16 protein-coding genes are annotated in these 19,554 nt (G+C 47.4%); 13 read left to right on the forward strand and 3 right to left on the reverse strand.

All coding sequences use genetic code 11. The features are described from left to right. Positions 1 to 92 precede the first annotated feature (92 nt). The gene (locus tag DW835_RS02455) at positions 93 to 1,112 is read left to right on the forward strand and encodes a substrate-binding domain-containing protein (RefSeq protein ID WP_118730621.1); all 1,020 of its coding nucleotides are present in this window, start codon (positions 93 to 95) and stop codon (positions 1,110 to 1,112) included. On the opposite strand, the gene DW835_RS02460 is transcribed toward DW835_RS02455, so the two are convergent. After that, entirely contained in the window at positions 1,060 to 2,007 is a 948-nt protein-coding gene (locus DW835_RS02460; RefSeq protein WP_118730622.1) for an AraC family transcriptional regulator, read from the reverse strand. The two genes, DW835_RS02455 and DW835_RS02460, sit on opposite strands and share 53 nt — an antisense overlap. Before the next feature lie 474 nt (positions 2,008 to 2,481). On the opposite strand from DW835_RS02460, the gene DW835_RS02465 reads away from it, so the two are divergent. The 8 genes from DW835_RS02465 to manA all read left to right on the forward strand — a co-directional run bounded on the left by DW835_RS02465 (position 2,482) and on the right by manA (position 13,336). After that, positions 2,482 to 3,936 carry an extracellular solute-binding protein gene (locus DW835_RS02465; RefSeq protein WP_118730623.1) on the forward strand — a complete coding sequence of 485 codons (1,455 nt, stop codon included), beginning with the start codon at positions 2,482 to 2,484 and terminating at the stop codon, positions 3,934 to 3,936. Positions 3,937 to 4,059: 123 nt separating this feature from the next. Continuing rightward, on the forward strand, positions 4,060 to 5,055 hold the full coding sequence (locus DW835_RS02470; protein WP_243037010.1) for a sugar ABC transporter permease: 996 nt from the start codon (positions 4,060 to 4,062) through the stop codon (positions 5,053 to 5,055). Between the two features lies 1 nt (position 5,056). Further along, a complete protein-coding gene (locus DW835_RS02475) occupies positions 5,057 to 5,923 on the forward strand; it encodes a carbohydrate ABC transporter permease (protein WP_243037012.1) in 867 nt (288 codons plus the stop codon). 20 nt (positions 5,924 to 5,943) lie between these two features. Continuing rightward, positions 5,944 to 7,134: an AGE family epimerase/isomerase gene (locus DW835_RS02480; protein WP_118730625.1), complete on the forward strand. Its 1,191-nt coding sequence runs from the start codon at positions 5,944 to 5,946 to the stop codon at positions 7,132 to 7,134. A gap of 78 nt (positions 7,135 to 7,212) precedes the next feature. After that, on the forward strand, positions 7,213 to 8,388 hold the full coding sequence (locus DW835_RS02485) for a glycosidase (RefSeq protein WP_117465748.1): 1,176 nt from the start codon (positions 7,213 to 7,215) through the stop codon (positions 8,386 to 8,388). A 25-nt stretch (positions 8,389 to 8,413) separates the two neighbouring features. Next, entirely contained in the window at positions 8,414 to 9,436 is a 1,023-nt protein-coding gene (locus tag DW835_RS02490) for a glycoside hydrolase family 130 protein (RefSeq protein ID WP_118730626.1), read from the forward strand. Between the two features lie 51 nt (positions 9,437 to 9,487). Then, entirely contained in the window at positions 9,488 to 12,244 is a 2,757-nt protein-coding gene (locus DW835_RS02495; protein WP_118730627.1) for a diguanylate cyclase, read from the forward strand. 156 nt (positions 12,245 to 12,400) lie between these two features. Continuing rightward, on the forward strand, positions 12,401 to 13,336 hold the full coding sequence (gene manA, locus DW835_RS02500; protein WP_118730628.1) for a mannose-6-phosphate isomerase, class I: 936 nt from the start codon (positions 12,401 to 12,403) through the stop codon (positions 13,334 to 13,336). Between the two features lie 50 nt (positions 13,337 to 13,386). Here the strand turns inward: manA and DW835_RS02505 are convergent, their stop codons facing one another. Together DW835_RS02505 and DW835_RS02510 are read right to left on the reverse strand one after the other, a co-directional pair. Then, the gene (locus DW835_RS02505; protein WP_118730629.1) at positions 13,387 to 15,450 is read right to left on the reverse strand and encodes a hypothetical protein; all 2,064 of its coding nucleotides are present in this window, start codon (positions 15,448 to 15,450) and stop codon (positions 13,387 to 13,389) included. Beyond that, positions 15,450 to 15,857 (reverse strand): response regulator, encoded by a 408-nt coding sequence (locus DW835_RS02510; protein ID WP_243037013.1) that lies wholly within the window; start codon positions 15,855 to 15,857, stop codon positions 15,450 to 15,452. The genes DW835_RS02505 and DW835_RS02510 overlap by 1 nt, the downstream gene beginning before the upstream one ends. A gap of 201 nt (positions 15,858 to 16,058) precedes the next feature. Here DW835_RS02510 and DW835_RS02515 point away from each other — a divergent pair, with 201 nt between their 5' ends. From DW835_RS02515 to DW835_RS02530, 4 genes are all read left to right on the forward strand, one after another. Next, on the forward strand, positions 16,059 to 16,775 hold the full coding sequence (locus DW835_RS02515; RefSeq protein WP_118730631.1) for a LytTR family DNA-binding domain-containing protein: 717 nt from the start codon (positions 16,059 to 16,061) through the stop codon (positions 16,773 to 16,775). A 1-nt stretch (position 16,776) separates the two neighbouring features. Beyond that, positions 16,777 to 18,096 carry a GHKL domain-containing protein gene (locus DW835_RS02520; RefSeq protein ID WP_118730632.1) on the forward strand — a complete coding sequence of 440 codons (1,320 nt, stop codon included), beginning with the start codon at positions 16,777 to 16,779 and terminating at the stop codon, positions 18,094 to 18,096. A gap of 28 nt (positions 18,097 to 18,124) precedes the next feature. Beyond that, the gene (locus tag DW835_RS18175) at positions 18,125 to 18,256 is read left to right on the forward strand and encodes a hypothetical protein (protein WP_337631275.1); all 132 of its coding nucleotides are present in this window, start codon (positions 18,125 to 18,127) and stop codon (positions 18,254 to 18,256) included. Between the two features lie 539 nt (positions 18,257 to 18,795). Beyond that, positions 18,796 to 19,533 (forward strand): GTP pyrophosphokinase family protein, encoded by a 738-nt coding sequence (locus DW835_RS02530; protein ID WP_118538422.1) that lies wholly within the window; start codon positions 18,796 to 18,798, stop codon positions 19,531 to 19,533. Positions 19,534 to 19,554 lie beyond the last annotated feature (21 nt).

Here is a 19,554-nt window from a genome sequence, read left to right on the forward strand (position 1 = left end):
CTTGACAAACGATTTTTAGAAATCTAATATGGAAGTATAATTGACGATTTATCGGGAAATGTGTAAAAAACAGCGATAAGGAGTACAAGATTATGGCAAAAGCAGTAAAATTAGCAGATATCGCAGAGAGAGTTGGAGTCAGCACAGTAACAGTGTCCAAGGCACTGTCCGGACAAAAGGGTGTCAGCGAGGAAGTCCGGGAGAAGATCCGCAGTATTGCGGAGGAACTGGGCTACCAGCAGCCGTCAGCGGCAAGAAAAAGTCAGAACCAGAAGAGCTACAATATCGGTATTCTGATCTCTGAGAGATTCCTTGATAAATATGAATCGTTTTACTGGCAGATGTACCAGGCGGTAGCTACCAGAGCCACGGCAAAGGAATGTTTTACCATGCTGGAAGTCATTGGATCGGTGGAGGAAGAGAGCAGCAGAATGCCGAAGCTGGTACAGGAACGCAAGGTGGATGGCATTATCGTTATCGGTAAGATGATGGATACTTACCTGCAGCATCTGAATACAGAAGCCGGGATCCCGGTGATCTATCTGGATTATTATAACGGAAGGGAAGCCAGTGACTCTGTTATTTCCAACAGTTATTACGGCACTTATGAACTGACCTATTATCTGTACCGGATGGGACACCGCAGGATTGCTTATGTGGGAACGCTGCTTGCCACCGAGAGTATCACGGATCGTTATTTCGGTTACCAGAAAGCATTGCTGGAACTGGGGCTGGAACAAAAGAGAGAATGGGTGCTGGATGACCGTCATATTGAGACCGGCAAGATCGATACCGTGAACATGCTGCAGATTCCCAAGGATATGCCCACGGCCTTCGTATGCAACTGCGATCTGACCGCCAGCTTACTCATCAAGAAGCTGAGAGAGAACGGATACCGTGTGCCGGAGGATATTTCCGTGGTAGGTTTTGATAACTATCTGTATCCCGGCCTCAGCGACATCCGCATTACTACGTATGAAGTAGATATGGGAGAGATGGCGAGAAGAGCCCTTCATAATATGATCAAGAAGATCACCAGTGATAATTATAAGTCCGGAGTTACCGTGGTGGAAGGCCGACTGGTACTGAAGGACAGTGTGTCTCACGTATAGACTGCGGTGCATTCTGCCGGTAGACGAAGGGTGTGACACCGGTGTGCTTTTTGAACAGGTGGATGAAATGATTGGTATTGTCGATGCCTACCATAGCCCCCACCTCGTGAATCGGATTATCCGTAGATAGGAGCAGTGATTTTGCTGCTTCTATTTTTTTCCCTTGAAGATATTGCAGCGGGGAAGTATGGAATGTAGCGGAAAATTCCCGACACAGACGGTAGCGGCTGATGCCCAAAGTCTGCTCAAAGTATTCTAAAGAGTGATTTTCAGCATAGTTTTCCTCAAAATCCGCTTTCATGGACAGCAGATAAGCAGGAATGGGCTTCACATCCCGGGAGACGGACAGGGCGGACAGCATCAGTTCTGCGAACATGTCGGTCAGCTCCCGGTGAAGCTGTATCTGCTCTGCAGGAGTCGGGATGAATGAAAATTTGGTCAGCTGCTGCATCCGCTGTGAAACGCAGGAGCCGATGGGAATCGGGTAACAACAGGTAAAAGCAGCCTGAAATATGCTATAATAAGAAGAAAGCTCCGCTCCACTTAAGAAAAACATTTGAAAACGCCACTTTCCCTGCAACAGCCGGAGGGAGAAGCCCTGACTGCAATCTAAAAACAACAGATGCTCGTGATCCAGGACCACCTCACTGTCCCGGGTGGTAAGGAGAGCACTACCCTCTAAGGTGTAGAGCAGCAGATAAGAAGGAAATGGGTTCCATTCATAATAAAAGGGATCTGACAGGCGGAATTCTCCACCGGCCAGAGGCAGTAAAAAGCCTTTTTCTTCCAGGGATACTTTGTAGATCTGTCCCAGCAGGATCTCCGGGGAACGCTGCCCCTCCACATCGGAGGAAGTGTGCTTCAATGCATTGAGAAAAGTGGTGGAAATGTTCATACAAAAACCTTGCCTTTCCGCAATCTTCAAACTTCGGCTGCTTTAGCAGCTTGTGCAGGAACAAAACTTCATGTGAAAAATTTATTTTTCACACTAGAAACATGCTTTTTTGAAAAAATTAATTAAGCTTAAATACATTATAAGCCATTATTTGAGCTGTTTCAATGACAAAGGATGCAAAGAAAACAAAATTAGTTAATTAAATCAGCTAATTTAACTCAAATTAATTACTTTGATTGTATAATATGTACAAAACATAGGAATAGAACTTGTGAAAATAGAAGATAATAACGAAAATAGCAAGAATAAGAGATTAAAAACAAGAATAGTTGATGATTAATTAATGTGATCATGTATAATTAAATTAAGTTACAAAACAGTAAACGCTATCAAATGTAACAAAAAACAAGGAGGCTAAATCCTCTCCTCGTCAGAGGACTCGGATTTTCCTTCGGAAAACTAGGAGGATTTCTTATGAAGATGAAAAAGTTTTTAGCTCTTTCCACAGCATCAGTCATGGCACTGTCTATGGCAGCATGTGGAAGCACAGACAACGGCGGCGCCGCTGAGAGTTCTGCAGTAGCAAGCACCACTCCCGCAACCGCAGAAGCTTCCAGCGAGGCTGCAGCACCTGCAGAGGTTACCAGCCTGAATTACGCAGAGCTTACTTTGGGTGAGGATTACACCGACCTTACCACGACCATTAAGGTCCTGACTAACCGTACCGACCTGTTAGAGGACGGCGCAGCAGTTCCTTTCCAGACTTACATTGATGCATTCAACGAGATGTATCCCAACATCACTGTTGATATTGAAGGTATCACCGACTATGCAAGTGATACGCTGCTTCGTCTGCAGGGTGGTGACTGGGGCGATGTTATGTTTATCCCCGCAGTTGACAAGGCTGACTTAAGCACATACTTCCTTCCTCTTGGAACTACTACCGAGATGGACGGACAGCTGAACTACTACAACCAGATGTACGAAGGCACTGTATACGGTGTTCCTTACACCGCAGGTGTTAGCGGTGGTATCGTATATAACAAGGCAGTATTCGAAGCAGCAGGAATCACTGAGATGCCTAAGACTCCCGAAGATTTCATCGCAGCATTAAAGCAGATCAAAGAGTATGACAGCTCCATCATTCCTCTGTACACCAACTACGCAGCTGGCTGGGCAATGGGCGGCCAGTGGGATCCCGCTATCAGCGGCAGTGCTACCGGCGACAGCACCTACATGAACCAGAAGTTACTGCACACTGCAAATCCTTTTGCTGATCCCGGCGACGGCACCGGCGCTTACAATGTATACAAGGTAATGTATGATGCAGTTGCGGAAGGCCTTACCGAGGATGACTACTCCACCACCGACTGGGAAGGCTGTAAGGGTATGATCAACAATGGTCAGATCGCATGTATGGTTCTTGGTTCCTGGGCAGTTCCCCAGATGAAGGAAGCAGGTGACAATGCTGACGATATCGCTTACATGCCGTTCCCTATTACCCTGACTTCCGGCAAGCAGGCAGCTTCCGTAGGTCCTGACTACAGCTTTGGTATCAATGCAGATGCATCTGAAGAGAACCAGGCAGCAGCACTGTGCTTCGTGAAGTTCATGACAGAAGAATCCGGATTCTCCTATGACTGCGGCGGACTTCCTGTTGCTATCAAGGATACCAGATTACCGGACTTCTACGCTGCATTCAAGGGTATCGACTTCGTAGTTGATGAGCCCGCAATCGACGGCGAAGAGGATCTGCTGAACGAGCTGAACGCTGAATCAGGTCTGAACATCAACAACAATGGTGAGACCAAGATGCAGGAGCTGGTAGAGTGTGCAGCAGATGGTTCCAAGACCTATGATGAGATCATCAACGAGTGGAACGAAGAGTGGACTTCCGCACAGGAGAGCTGTGGCGTAGAGATTCAGTAATTTCATCAGGCAGTAAACATTAAGCGATTAACTTAATCTTCTGAAGTAAGAGGGAACCTTTTATCCGGTTCCCTCTTATCTAAGAGAGAAGGGTATGGAGGTATTTCGATGAATGCAGAGACAATGAAGAAAACAAAAAAACCCTTCAGCATGAAAAAATGGGTAAAGAGCAGGAACGGACAGCAGACCATCGTCATCCTGTCCTTCATGTTCATTCCCCTGCTTTTGCTGTTCGTGTTCACCTATCTCCCCTTTGGAGAAATGGTAAAATTCAGTTTTTATAAAATGAAATATGCTACCCCGGTAGACAAAAGACAATTTGTGGGATTCCATAATTACATCGATGTATTTAAAAAAGATGAATGCTTCAGTGCATTGAAACTGAGCCTTTACTACATGGCCGGCGCCATGGTGCAGCTGGCACTCGCGTTGTATCTGGCAACGATTTTAAGCTTTAAGACCAAATTCGGCAATATGTTCAAGGGATTCATGTTCTTTCCTTACCTGATCAGTGGTATTGCCATTGGATTTATCTTCAAATTCTTCTACACCAGAGGTTTCGTATTCGATACCGTATTGCAGTGGTGTGGATTTAACTTAGAAAACCTTCCGTACTGGCTGAAAGACAAGAGTATTAACAATATCTCTCTGGTAGCTTCCTCCGTATGGCGTTATTACGGCAACAACATGGTACTCTTCATCGGTGCTATCATGTCCGTGGACTCCGAGATGTACGAGGCAGCAGAGCTGGACGGTGCCAATAAATTCCAACAGTTTATACATATTATTTTACCCAGCATCAAGACCATCGTTACACTGAATGTGATCCTGTCTATCACAGGCTCTTTGAGTGCCTTTGATCCGCCTTACGTTATCACCAAGGGTGGCGGCGGAACCGCAACGTATTTCGTATTGATGGATAAGATCGCACATACCAATCAGCAGGTAGGTCTGGCATCTGCCATGGCTGTGGTACTGTTACTGATCATTTTTGTAGCAACAATTTTACAGAAGCTCTTCTTCAAACTGGTATTTAGAAGCTCCGATGCGGACAATGAAGAATACACCAGAAGAAAACGTCTCAGAAGAGAGAGAAGATGGAAGAAGGAGGCAGTGTAAGATGGCAAAGATGAAAACCAACCACAAACATTACAGTGTAGGCGCTGTCATCTGGATCGTTATTAAGTATTTTAGTCTGGTATTCTTCTCCTTCGTGGCACTTTTGCCCATCGTATCCTGCGTCATCACGGCGTTCAAGACCGATGCGGAATATCAGAGCACCAATGTTATGACATTGCCCGAGAGTTGGTTGAACTTCTCCAACTTTACGGATGCTTTTACCCGTGCCAACATGGGAAGAGCTTACATGAACTCTGCAATTATCCTGGTATTCGTACTGTTAGGATCCATCCTGGTAGGAACACAGCTTGCTTATGTACTGAACCGATTCAAGTTCCCCGGCAACGGCCTGATCCGCAGCCTGTTCCTGTTTGCAACCCTCCTTCCCGGAATTGCCATGCAGGTCTCTGTATACCAGATCATGAGTAACCTCGGATTTATCAACCATCTGTACGGTTACATCATTATGAGTATGGGTACGGATGTTATCTCTATCTACATCTTCATCCAGTTCATGGAGAATATTTCGGTATCGTTGGATGAATCCGCATTTATTGACGGTGCTTCCTATTTTACCATTTACTGGAAGATCATTCTTCCGCTTCTGAAGCCCGCTATCGTAACTTCAATGGTGCTTAAGGGAGTAGGCGTATATAACGAGTATTATTGCGCCAGTCTGTATCTGCAGGACAAGAGGACTCTCGGTGTGGTAGCAACCTCCCTGTATACCTTCACCGGACCTCTTGGAAGCAAATACAATCTGATCTGTGCAGGTGTACTGATGTCTCTGCTGCCTGCATTGATCGTATTCCTGCTCTGTCAGAAACAGATTTACAGTGGAATCACCTCCGGCGCTGTCAAGGGTTAATACAAAGGAGAGTGTGGAACATGAAAAATGCGGAAACAAAGAAAATGAGAGAAGAGATCAAAAAGCATCTGACCGAAGGAATCATTCCTTTCTGGAAAGGGATGCGGGATGACGAGTTCGGCGGTTATTACGGTTTTCTGGACTACGATCTGAATCTGGATAAAAAAGCAGAAAAAGGCTGTATCCTGAACAGCAGGATCACCTGGTTCTTCTCCAACGCATATACACTGTTAAAAGACGAGAGTCTGTTGGAGGAAGCAAAGCACGGCTACGATTTCCTGAAAGACCATTGTCTGGACAAAGAATATGGCGGTATCTACTGGTCCCTAAACTATGACGGAACCCCGAAGGATACCACAAAACATACCTACAATCAGGCATTCTGCATCTACGCGCTGTCCTCTTACTATGAGGCCAGCGGGGATGCAGAAGCCCTGGAGCTGGCGAAAAAGCTGTTTACTCTGATTGAGACTACGTGTATGGATGAGGTGGGATATCTGGAAGCATTCACCAGAGACTTTAAACCGGAATCCAATGAGAAATTGTCGGAGAACGGTGTTCTGGCAGACAAGACCATGAATACCCTGCTTCATGTTTTTGAAGCTTATACGGAGCTGTACCGGGTATCTGGGGATGAAAAAGTGCGCAGACGCCTTCTGTGGATCATGAATGTGTTCGCTGAGAAAGTTTATAATCCGAAGCTCCACAGACAGGAAGTATTTTTCGATAAGCATTATAATACCATTCTGAATCTGCATTCCTACGGCCACGACATCGAGACGGCATGGCTGATCGACAGAGGCTGCAAGGTTCTGGATGATCCGGAACTGACGCAGAAGATGTATGCCATCACCAGAGACCTTACCGCACAGATCTATAAGGTGGCATTCGACGGACACTCTCTGGCCAATGAATGTGACAGAGGTGTCGTGAATGTACACAGAGTCTGGTGGGTACAGGCGGAGACCGTGATCGGTTTCTTAAACGGCTATGAGAAAGAGCCGGAGAAAACGGAATATCTGGAAGCCGCAGAGAAGGAATGGGCATTTATCCGTGATCATGTGATCGATAAGAGACCCGGTTCCGAATGGTTCTGGGAAGTGGATCCGGAAGGAAATCCCTATCCTGACCGCCCCATTGTGGAGCCTTGGAAATGCCCTTACCATAACGGCAGAATGTGCATGGAGGTCCTGCAACGTATTCCTGGATAGGTCGTGTAACGAAGACCTCCAGGAGGTTATGAAGCGTATTCCAGAATAATTGATTTATTTTAAGAGAGGATACCTAATATGTTAGAGCGTTATTACATAGAAAAAGAGAAGCAGGAGAAGCTGCTTTCCCGGAAAAATGTAAAGTCTGATTTCTACAACGGTATTTATGACCGTTATGAATATCCGGTTCTGACCAGAGAACATATTCCCCTGACCTGGAGATATGATCTCAATCCCAAGACAAACCCCTATTTCATGGAGCGTCTGGGTATCAATGCAGTCATGAATTCCGGAGCGATTGAATTAAACGGTAAGTATTATCTGATAGCCCGTATCGAGGGAAATGACAGAAAGTCCTTCTTCGGCGTGGCGGAGAGTGACAACGGTGTCGATGGATTCCGTTTCTGGGATTATCCCATCTTGTTAGATGACACCTGCCCGGAAGAGACCAATGTCTATGACATGCGTCTCACCAAACATGAAGATGGTTACATCTACGGTGTGTTCTGTTCCGAAAGCAAGGATACTTCCGTAAATGATCTGTCCGCAGCAGTAGCGGCTGCAGGCATTGTAAGAACCAAAGACTTAAAGCACTGGGAGAGACTGGAGAATTTAAAGACCCTTCGTTCTCCCCAGCAGAGAAATGTAGTGCTGCATCCGGAATTCGTGGATGGCAAGTATGCTTTCTACACCAGACCGATGGATGATTTCATCGAGACCGGAAGTGGCGGAGGAATTGGTTTCGGACTGTGTGACGATATCACTCATGCAGTGATCGACGAAGAGCGCATGACCAGTCTGCGGAAATATCACACCATTACCGAGGCCAAAAACGGTGCGGGCGCTACCCCCATCAAAACAGACAGAGGTTGGATACATATCGCACATGGAGTACGTAATACCGCAGCCGGTTTACGTTACGTCATTTATGCTTTTGCAACGGATCTGAAAGATCCTGCAAAAGTGATCGCAGAGCCTTCGGGCCTGCTGATCGGTCCCAGAGGGGAAGAGAGAGTGGGAGATGTTTCAAACGTAGTATTTACCAACGGTGCTATCGCGAATGAGAAGGGGGAAGTCTTTATCTACTACGCATCCAGCGATACCCGCATGCATGTGGCAACTACTACCATAGATAAGCTTGTGGATTATGTATTCAACACCCCTTCCGATCCAGGAAGAAGCGTGGAGTGTGTGGCACAGAGATGTGAACTCATCCGCAGAAATGAAGAGTTCTTAAAACAGGAAGCAAGATAAATAATACAGAAATGAGGTAACTCGAATGAGCAAAGTTAAGATGATCAGCCCTGCAGTACCTAATGTACCCTGGCAGGATAAACCGGAAGGACATACCGGTGCACCGGTATGGAGATACAGTGAGAACCCTATTATTGGCAGAAATCCTGTAGAAGGAGTAGCCAGAATCTTCAACAGTGCGGTAATGCCTTACGGTGATGAATTCATCGGCGTGTTCCGCGGTGAACAGGTCAACGGTATTCCCTATATTTATTTAGGACGCAGCAAGGATGCTATTCACTGGGATTTTGATAAGAATAAGATCCAGTTCGTAGATGAAGAAGGCAAGCCTTTCATGCCGATTTATGCATATGATCCCAGACTGGTAAAGGTAGAAGATACCTACTATATCATCTGGTGTCAGGATTTCTACGGCGCAGCCATCGGTATTGCGAAAACCACGGATTTCAAGACGTTTACCAGAATCGAGAATCCGTTCCTTCCTTTTAACCGTAACGCCGTACTGTTCCCCAGAAAAGTACACGGCAATTTCATGATGCTGTCCCGCCCTTCCGACAGCGGACATACGCCCTTCGGTGATATTTTCGTCAGTGAGAGCCCCGATATGGTATTCTGGGGCAAACACAGACATGTGATGGGCAAGTCTTCCGAATGGTGGGAGTCCTTAAAGATCGGTGGCGGTGCAGCTCCCATTGAGACTTCCGAAGGGTGGCTATTGTTCTATCATGGTGTGAGCGGAACCTGTAACGGTTATGTCTATTCCATCGGTGGAGCGATCCTGGATATTGACAACCCGTCCATCGTAAAATATCGTTGTGAGAACTTCCTGCTGACACCGGAAGAGTGGTATGAGGAGAGAGGATTTGTACCGAATGTATGCTTCCCCTGCGCTACCATCCATGATTCCGAGAGCGGCAGGATCGCCATTTACTATGGCGCAGCAGACAGCTACGTAGGGCTGGCATTTACGACCATCGATGAAGTGGTTGACTATATCAAAGAACACAGCGTGGTCACAACAAGCGATACAGAAGAAGGCAGAAGATAGAATCGAGGGACCCGCGATGAGCGGGTCCTTTTTAAGTGATGGAGACAGCGTATGATGGAAAAAGAGGAATTATATGCCAGAATCGAAGAACTGGAAAGAGAACTGGCAGAAGAACGTATCAGGAGGAAGATTACCGAGGACAATTCCGACTGTGCGCTGTGGGAGTATGAAATTGCTTCAAAAAAATATGTGCTTTCCAGAAAGCTTGGAGGAAAGTGGAATACCACCAACATGGTCATCGAAAACTATCAGGAACAGATGCATAACTGGGGATTTGTACATCCGGATGACTGGGCGACTTTTGATGAATTCTGCGCCGCAATGGACCGGGGCGATGAGCATATTTCCTATGAAGTCAGACAAGTCAGTGATGAATCGGTATTTGTCTGGTTCCGTTATGTAGGGATTCCGGTCTATGATAAGGATCATAAGCCATATAAGATCATGGGGAAGACGCTTGATATTACAGGAGAAAAAAAGAACCAGGAGCTGTTGGAACAGAAGGCAGAGAGGGACTCCCTGACAGATCTGTACAATAAAGCGAAAATGCGTAAGCTGGTGGAAAAGCATATCCGGCAGGCCGATGACACAGAAGGAGCTTTTATCATCGTTGATATTGATGACTTTAAAACGATCAATGACACTTGCGGACATTTATACGGTGATGAAGTATTGATCAAAATTGCCAATACGATTTTGATCAGTGCAGGCATGGAGGATTATGCGGGCCGCATCGGTGGAGACGAGTTTTGTGTATTCTGCCATGGGAAAAATGTGGGACAGCATGCTGTGGAGACAGCAGAGAGAATATCCCGTATGGCGGATCAGATCCAGCTGTCAGGCAGACGAGTGACTTTAAGTATGGGAATCTCCCGATATCCGGAGGATGCTTCCTCTTATGAGGAACTGTATCAAAAAGCGGATCAGGCGTTGTACCGGGTAAAACGAAGCGGCAAAAATGCATTCAGCGTGTACGACAAGAACTATAATTATGTCGATTATACTTCAGAACGGAAAGGAACAGACCGGGAGACCGGTCTCTGGCAGGAGCTGGAGAAATATTATAAAGGACGTCAGTGGACAGAAACGGAAAGTGAAATTCTGTCTACTATGACGCGGATGATGGAAAGCTATCTGAACCGTGAAGAATATGCAGGGAATGTCAGGGAGCGGGAAAAGGATACAGAAAAGCCGGAACCGGACATTGCCGGAATGGAGACAACGGAAAGCTTTTCGATAAAACTGGAACAGATCCTGCCCTGGCAGGACGGTCAGTATGCAGAGGTATTTCTGGGCATCCGGGATTACGATGAGATTTCCGCGAAGATGAGTGAGGAAGTGAAAAACAGCCTTCTGTACCATCTGGGGACACATATTCAAAAGCACCTGAAAGGACAGGAAATGGTGTGTCATTTGAAAAAGGATGAGTTCCTATTGCTATTGGACAATCATGTGGAAGCAGCACCGGAGAAGATCGGTCACATTATGATCATGTTTGAAGCCATGATCGGGAATAAATATCCGGATGTTCCCATCAAGCTTTACGGTGGTATTTATTATCTGGAATCCAGGGGATACCGTCCGGAAGAGATTTTCCGGATCAGCAAGACATTGAAAAACAAGGCAAAGCGTTATTGCACCGTGGAAAACAGTATTTACGAGAACCGCAAGAGTGCGGGAAATGTTATTGATATAGAGGCCGGTATGTTAAACCGCGGTAATCTGACCAGACTGAAAAATCTCCTGAACCGTGCAACCAAAGGGGAGAGACTGACGGTGGGATTCATCGGCGGATCCATCACGCAGGGATTCGCAGCGACGGAGCCGGATCAATGCTATGCTGCAAGAACCGTTGCATGGCTTCGGAAAGTGTTCCCCAATACGGAATTCGATTATGTGAACGCCGGAATCGGAGCTACCGATTCCCAGTTCGGCGCGGCGAGAGTACAGGAAGACCTGCTTCAGCGGCTACCGGATCTGGTATTTGTGGAATTTTCCGTGAACGATCACAGTACGCCGCATTTCTGTGAGACCTACGAAGGTCTGGTGAGGCAGATTTATGGCAGTGCGAGCGCACCGGCAATGGTGCTGATCCATAATGTCTATTATGATACCGGTAAAAGTGCGGCATATTATCATGCGCAGGTAGGACGACATTATGATCTGCCCTGCATCAGTATGCAGAACAGTATCTATCCCGCTGTGGCAGCCGGAAGACTGCCGGCAGAGAAGATTACGGCAGATTTCCTTCATCCCAATGATCTTGGTCATGAATTCATGGCATCTGTGATCACGAATTTCCTGGAAAAGGTAATCCATGATAAAACGCAAGAGCCGCAGGAAATTTTCCCGGCCCCGCTGACAGAGAATGCCTATGAGCATTGCGTGAGACTGCAATATTCTAATTCCACACCGGGGAAGAGTGTTTTTGTAGAAGATATGACACCGCAGAGAGATATCACGGATATTTTCCGCAACGGATGGAGCGCCGGGGAAAAAGGAGCTTATCTGGAGTTCGCTTTTCGGGGAACCGGTGCCGCCGTGCAATACCGCCGAGTGAAGGACGGACCTGCACCCATTGCCACGGCAGTGGTCGATGAGAACCCTGAGACGGCGTGCGTGTTGGACGGAACCTTCGATGAGACCTGGGGAGACAAAATGCAGCTGACAACGGTGGCAGAGCACCTGCCTTATGGGGAACACCGGGTGAGAATCGAGATCACGGAGACACACGAGAACGATAAGGCTGGATTTTATCTGGTGTCATTGATTGTATCCGGGGTAAGAACAGAAACAGAAGCGGAATAGGCATAGTACGGAAGTCAGGTAGACAGATCGGAAGAAATGTGTTACATATCAGATAGAATATTTTTCCAGAAACGGACGTTGCAAAGCTAAGTAGCGGAATAACGGAAAAGATGCAGTGCAATACATAGTAAGTATCATGGGAAAGGATAGACGGTCATGAACAAAGATATTATTTTTTTATCACCGGTGTGCACCCACAATATCTGGGGCGGTACCCGGTTAAACAGAGAATTCGGTTATCCCATCGAAGGAGATGACATCGGCGAGTGTTGGGGTATCAGCGCCCATCCCAACGGAGACGGCACCGTGGCAAGCGGAGCTTACCAGGGAATGAAGCTGTCCGAGCTGTGGGAGAAGCATCCGGAATTGTTCGGCAATACGGGAATGGATCGTTTTCCGTTACTGATCAAGATCATTGATGCCAAGGACGATTTAAGCATCCAGGTGCATCCGGATGATGCTTATGCGAAGGTACATGAAAACGGATCCCTGGGCAAAACCGAGTGCTGGTTCATCTTAGACTGTAAGGAGAATGCTACGCTGGTGGTCGGACATAATGCGAAGACAAAAGAAGAGCTGGAACAGATGATTCATGAGGGCAAGTGGAAAGAATTCATTCGTGAGATCCCTATTAAGCCCGGTGACTTCATCCAGATCGATCCCGGTACCGTACATGCCATTAAGGGCGGTACACTGCTTCTTGAGACACAGCAGAGCAGCGACATTACTTACCGTGTATACGATTATGACAGACTGAGCAATGGCCAGCCCAGACAGCTGCATATCGCTCAGAGTATCGATGTTATCACCGTTCCTGCCAAATCCGCAGAGAACAGCGTGGTGCATACCGAGAAAAAGGACGATGCGATCCAGCAGCTGATCCGCTGTCCTTATTACACCGTATACCGCATTGATGTGGAGCATCGCGTGGAGACCTGGCAGGATAAGCCCTTTGTACTGATGAGTGTGGTAGAGGGAGAAGGCACCCTGAACGGTACTCATTTAAAAAAGGGCGATCACCTGATCCTGCCCGACGGCTACGGTAAGGTAGAGTTACAGGGCAGGATGCAGATCATCGCATCTACGATCTAAGCTTACGCCAGATCAAAAGCCGGTAAATGACAGCTGTCTTTAAAACAGATTTACTTTCCAAGTACAACGGATAGCTTGATTTCTTTTTCTGTTTCGCTCAGGTCGAAATCACCGCCGTCGGAGACGGTCACGCGCAGTTCATAGAGCACGCCGTCTGTCAGCTCCGTCACATTTGCTCCGGTCACGTCTGTGAGCGACCACAGTTCAGAGCCAACCTTTTCCAGCTTGCCGTCTGCACCATAGGCGTAGAGCGTCAGATCGGAGGCACTGCCGGACAGGTTGTTCATGCGGAAGGCTACCATGGTGTTGGGATGCACGTTGCAGATGGTCGCGGTGTTGTGCCAGCTTGCAACCGTACCTTCACCGCCATCCTGCTCAAACTGATCCTGCGAAAGAACATTTCTTGCCGCCTGATCAAGATCAACCTCACGGTACGGAAGCTCTGGCAGGTATACAAAGCGATCCTGCAAACGCAGCAGTTCCAGATAGCCTGTCGGGCAGTAGAGCGTATTTCCGTTGCTGCCGGTGTACATGCCGATGGCCATATTATTGTAGCCGTATTTGTTGGACACATCCATCGTGAAGACGGTTTCGCCCGTTGCAAAGTCCAAAATAATGTACTGCCACATGCCGGTATCCAAATCCTGTACGTAACCGTAGATATAGCCTGTTGCAGTGGAGAGTTTCATGATCGCCGTGTCGCGCAGATCGTTCCGGCTCCAGACGCTCTTCATTTCATAGCCATCAGCGGTTTTTAAGGTGTCCACCCGTTCAACGCCCGGGGCGATCATAACATTACCCTTCATCAGCCAGTTCTGGTCATAAATGTTGGCGTAGCTCTGAATCGAAGAGTCATTGTCAGGGTCGGCAAGCCCTGCGTTACCGGCGCCGAACCAGTTGCAGACGATCGTGCTGACGGTGCCTTCACCGTCGTCATAAACGATTGCAGAGTTCTCAACCGCCACCTGATACCCATCGGGCAGATCATCCAAAACAGGCATGCTGGCTACGACCTCTCCGGTCTTCATGTCGAGCGCGAGAAGCTTAACGGGGTCAGCGTTGTCGGTGAATAGTACAAGGTCTGGTGTCAGTGTGGGCGAGCAGCCACCACCCCAGGCAAGCCCGCCTCCGGTTGTCTTATCGCCATCGTGGCTGACCTTCGCACCGACACTCTCATATGGCGTGCACCACACAACGTTCACACCTTCTTCCGCGCGCAACAGGTAGCAGTTCTGGTTCGTCAGAATGACCGCACCGTCTTTGGAGGCAGCAATGCCGTTTTCTGCGCCCTCGCCAAGGGGCAGCCCGTAAACAAAGACAGCTTTTGAAAGATCGGGTTGTTCGCCGTTCAGAATCGATTCTATCGCTGTGTGGGCAATGTAGCCGAGAACACCCTGCTGCTGTCGCTCAGGATAGATCCGGAAGCCGCCGGTGGCGAACCAAAGGTTTCCGTCGTAGTCAAAGACCACGGACAGAAGATTCTGTGTCAGCTCTTTGCCGAGCGCGGTCTCAGCAGCCGCTTTGATATCGATATCCAGAACCTTTTCGAATTCCGGAATGACGCTGCCGTCTTCCTCCGTCGTACGCAGTATCAGTACATGGTTGTTGCTCGTCGGGCAGACGATACGGTTTTTAGAGTCAAGGAATGTGTAGGAACTCTGGATGACGTAACCACCGCCATCATGCTGCATCGGTGAAAAATAGCCGAGCGTCTTCGTCTCTGTTGCATTCAGATCACGGATGGCGATGCCGCCGAGCAATGGCACGACTGCGTGACCGTAGTTGTCAAAGTAAATCGCGGGTGAGGCGTTCGGGTTCGTTGTCTCAAAGGAAACATTGATTTCCGGATAGATGCCGAGCGGCAGAATTTCATCCGTTGAGTCGGTGTTGTAGCCGTCGTGATGGATGTTTGCATCACTTTTTGCCATATAAGGGTTTTCATCCACGTGTTTTGGCTGTAAAGCCTTCACGGGCAGTGCACCGGATAACGGTGCAGAAGATGTTGTTTCGTCCTCTGCCGGTGTGGGCGTTCCACCGCAGGCCGCCATAGATAGGCACAGTGTTCCCGCCAGAAGGAAACTAAATACAGAATAAATCTTTTTTCTCTTTTTCATCAATAATCCTCCTCAATGTTATGTTTATTGTGATCCACCCGGAATAAGGCAGACGTTTTTTTCCCATCTAACCATGTAGAAAGTCCTTGCCGAAACGCTTCTTCTGTTATTGGCTCTAACAGAAAATAGTCTACACGCAGCCGAAACGCATGCAGGGAAAAATCCAGATCGCTGCACCAGATGATGCGCATTTCGGGAAAAAGCGTCCGCAGATGCTCCACCGCATTCAACCCTTCTACTCCCGGAAGTGCGATCACAGTGCAGGTTGGCGCATTTATACGCGCCACATCAAAGAACAACTCCTGCCCACGGTAACAGTCCATTTTGGGAAACAGACCGCGTTCAAAGCAGAACCGTGAAAGCTGCTCTATATAAAAGGCTTCCTGTGTTTCACTACTTGTCAGCACGGCAATGCGGTACACAGCACTCCCTCCTTTCTGCCGTCATTGATCCTTTCTGCTTGTCAGTATACGGATATGCAAACGCTTTTCAAGTCGTTTGGCACGAAAGCCTCAATTCTGTCACGAAATCTGATTTTTTCACGGTGCCGGTGTTGGACAGGTATGATATAATTTAGTTGGAATCTTTTACAAAGGAGTCAGTCCAGTATGAGAATAGCAATCGTGGATGATATTGAGACCGAACGTGCGCTGTTGAAAATGCGGCTTGAGCGACAGCTGAACCTGTACGGTGTAGAGACGGAGATTTTAGAATTTGACAGCAGCGAGAGCTTTCTCGCAGCAGAAAAAGAACGGCACTTTACTGTGGCATTTCTGGATATTTACATGAAAGGATTAAGCGGCATGGATGCGGCAAAGGAACTTCGGAAGACGGACGCAGACTGCTTTCTGATCTTCACCACAACATCTACCGATCATGCGCTGGAGGGCTTTCAGGTGCGGGCATTTCACTATCTCGTGAAGCCCTTTTCCGAGGGAGAACTTGCCGGTCTGCTTACTGAAATGCTCGCTAAACTTCCGCGTCCTGAGCCGATTCTGACGGTGAAAGTCAGTGGCAGCGACGTTCGCCTTCGCTATAGGGACATTATCTTTGCCGAGCATTTTGCTCATATGATCAACATTCGCACGACTGCCGGAAAAACGCTTGCCACGCGGCAAAGCTTTAAGGCATTTACCGAGCCGCTGAAAAAAGATCCCCGCTTTTTTGTCTGCGGCCGCGGTACGATTGTCAATTTAGAACATGCCGCTGATTTTCAGGCCGCCGCTTTCTGCATGACCGACGGCAGCCGCGTATATGTCAACCAGGAACTTTTGAAGCCTGCCAGGCAGGCATTTATGGAATTTCTGTTGCAAGGGGGTGTATGAGATGAAAGATATTCTGCGTCCGATTCTGGAGCTGTCCGTCGTACTCCCCGGTCTTTTGCTTGCATATTTCCCTGTAAAATCCTATCTGAAGCAGTCCCCCGGAAAGCTTGCCGCCCAGATTCTCCCCCTGATGGCAGGATTATGTATCGGTGGTGGGATCGTCTGCTATCAGCTTCATGCGTCCACTGCGTCTGCCCTGGCAGGGATCACATTGCTTGCAATTGGGCTATATACCGGAACACTCCAAATCTCCCTCTGGAAATCCGGAACAATTGCACTGACTGTTTGCGCAGTATTTGCATGCATCAACAGCTTGTCTCGAGCTATCAGTGTTATGATTGCTCTGCATATGCAGCTGCCACAGGACGAACCGTGGTTCTGCCTTGCAGCCTGTGTATTTTATAATGTTGTTTGCTGGATTTTGGTGCTGACAGCGTTCTATCCGTCAACCCATGCAGTTCGTGTGATGGTCGAGGATGATAATTTTGCGCAAACATGGTATGTGTTCTGGGTTTTGCCGCTGGTGTTCATTTTTTTGAACCTTTTTATGATTCCGCGCTATCAGACGACACTTAGGACCGGTCGTGTATTGCAGGGATATATTGTGATAAGTATTGCACTTCTTTTGCTTTTGCTCTTGTTCAACGCAATTTTCCTGCTAATGGCCACCAGTCTTAACCGCAACGCGAGATTACAGCAGGAAAACCAGCTTCTTTTCCTGCAGCAGCAACGCTATGAGAATCTCAAAACCGCCATCGAAGAAGTGCGGCAGGCGCGGCATGATATGCGCCATCAACTGAATCAAATTTCCGCACTGGCTGAGACCGGCGATCTGGAAAGATTGAAAAGCTATCTTGAAAAAAACATTTCCCGTATCCCGGATCTCGGTATACACTTCTGCGAAAACCATGCAGCAGATAGCGTCATCGGCTATTATTGTGCCCTGGCAAAGCGCGAAGACATTCCCTTTTGTGCAAAGCTCGATCTGCCGCAGACCCTTCCAATCGATGAGATCAACATGTGTCTGGTCTTGTCCAACTTGTTGGAAAATGCGCTCGAAGCCAGTATCCGCACTGCACCAGACAGACGGCAGATTAAAATCACTGCATACCTGCATGCCGGGCGGCTGCTTCTGATCGAAGTTGAGAATGCCTATGACGGCGAAATCAGGGAGAAGGACGGTGTTTTTCAATCCTCCAAACGAAAGGGAAACGGCGTCGGCATCCAGTCAATCCAACATATTGCAGAAAAAAGCGGTGGTGCAAGTACGTTTGCCTGTCAGAATGGTGTTTTCTCCGCTAAAGTTATGCTCTGCGGATAAATGCACGCAGGATAAGCCCTTTGTGCTGATGAGTGTGGCAGAGGGAGAAGGTACCCTGAACGGCACCAGACTGAAAAAGGGAGACCATCTGATTCTGCCCGATGGATACGGTAAGGTGGAATTACAGGGGAAGATGCAGATCATTGCATCTACCATCTAGAAATTTCTTCAATGAAAAGAGGGATTGATTTCTCAACCCCTCATAGTGTATAATCTACTTAGAAAGGTGGTCGGAAGTGAAAATTCCGATTCGCCCTCAGTTCAGCTTAAAAAGAAATAGCATTCACTTTGGTCGGGGGATGCTATTTCTTTTTGTTATTATCGTCACCATGTCTGTCGATGTATGATAGAGCTGCAAAGACAACTAACAACAGAGTAAGTACTTCCATTGTATTCATGGGCATCCCCTCCTTTGTATTACTAGAGGGCATCTAACAATCGGAAAATCGCATCCGCTTTCGTTTCGATTACACAATAACATTATAACACAAATCGAACAAATGTTCAACTCGAGATATGGTGTCTTTCGGTGCAGTCTATCGATTCACTATGAAGTGATTGATACCGCCTTGTCTATGGTATATACTATGGATATACCGTATGCAAGGAGACATTTTTTATGATAATCTATGATTCATCATAGATTATCATAAAAAATATTGATCAAAAAATAGAGACAATAAAAGAGTGAGTTATATCATGGATACAATCAGAGGTAAATTTTTCAAACAACATTTATTATCAGATCAATTCCTCGATCTGATTGAGAAAAACAAGCGCCCCATGGACGAACTGATGTCGTATTATCAGTGCGCCATCATGGAGGTGGAGACGAAATTCAAGGTTTTGAATCAGGAGTATTCCCTGGAATACGACCGCAATCCCATCGAAGGGATCAAGACCAGAGTCAAATCGTATGACAGTATTCTGCGTAAGATCCGTCGGAAAAATATTCCCATGACGCTGGAAGGCATCGAAGAGAATATCCGGGATATCGCCGGAGTCCGGGTCATCTGTTCCTTCCCGGATGATATTTACGAACTGGCGGAGAGTTTCTTACGGCAGGATGACATTACTCTGATCGAGCGCAAGGATTATATAAAGAATCCCAAGGAGAGCGGCTACCGGAGCCTGCATCTGATCGTGCAGGTGCCGATCTTTTTACAGAATACGAAGAAACTGGTCTATGTGGAGGTGCAGTTCCGCACCATAGCCATGGATTTCTGGGCAAGCCTGGAGCACAAGCTGCAGTATAAGAAAAACATTCCGGAAAGTCAGTCGAAGTTTTTAAAGGATGAGCTGTATGACTGTGCGCAGCAGAGCGCAGCGCTGGATAAGCGGATGCAGAATATCCGGAATGTCATTGCGGCGAGTGAGACCGCAGAAGAGGAGAAACAGGATTTCCTGCCAATCTTTTTGCGGGAAAACAAAGGGTAATTACGTAGCCTGAAGGTATGT

This window comes from Clostridium sp. AM34-9AC (assembly GCF_003480225.1).
In the GTDB taxonomy this organism is placed as follows: Bacteria; Bacillota; Clostridia; order Lachnospirales; family Lachnospiraceae; genus Acetatifactor; species Acetatifactor acetigignens.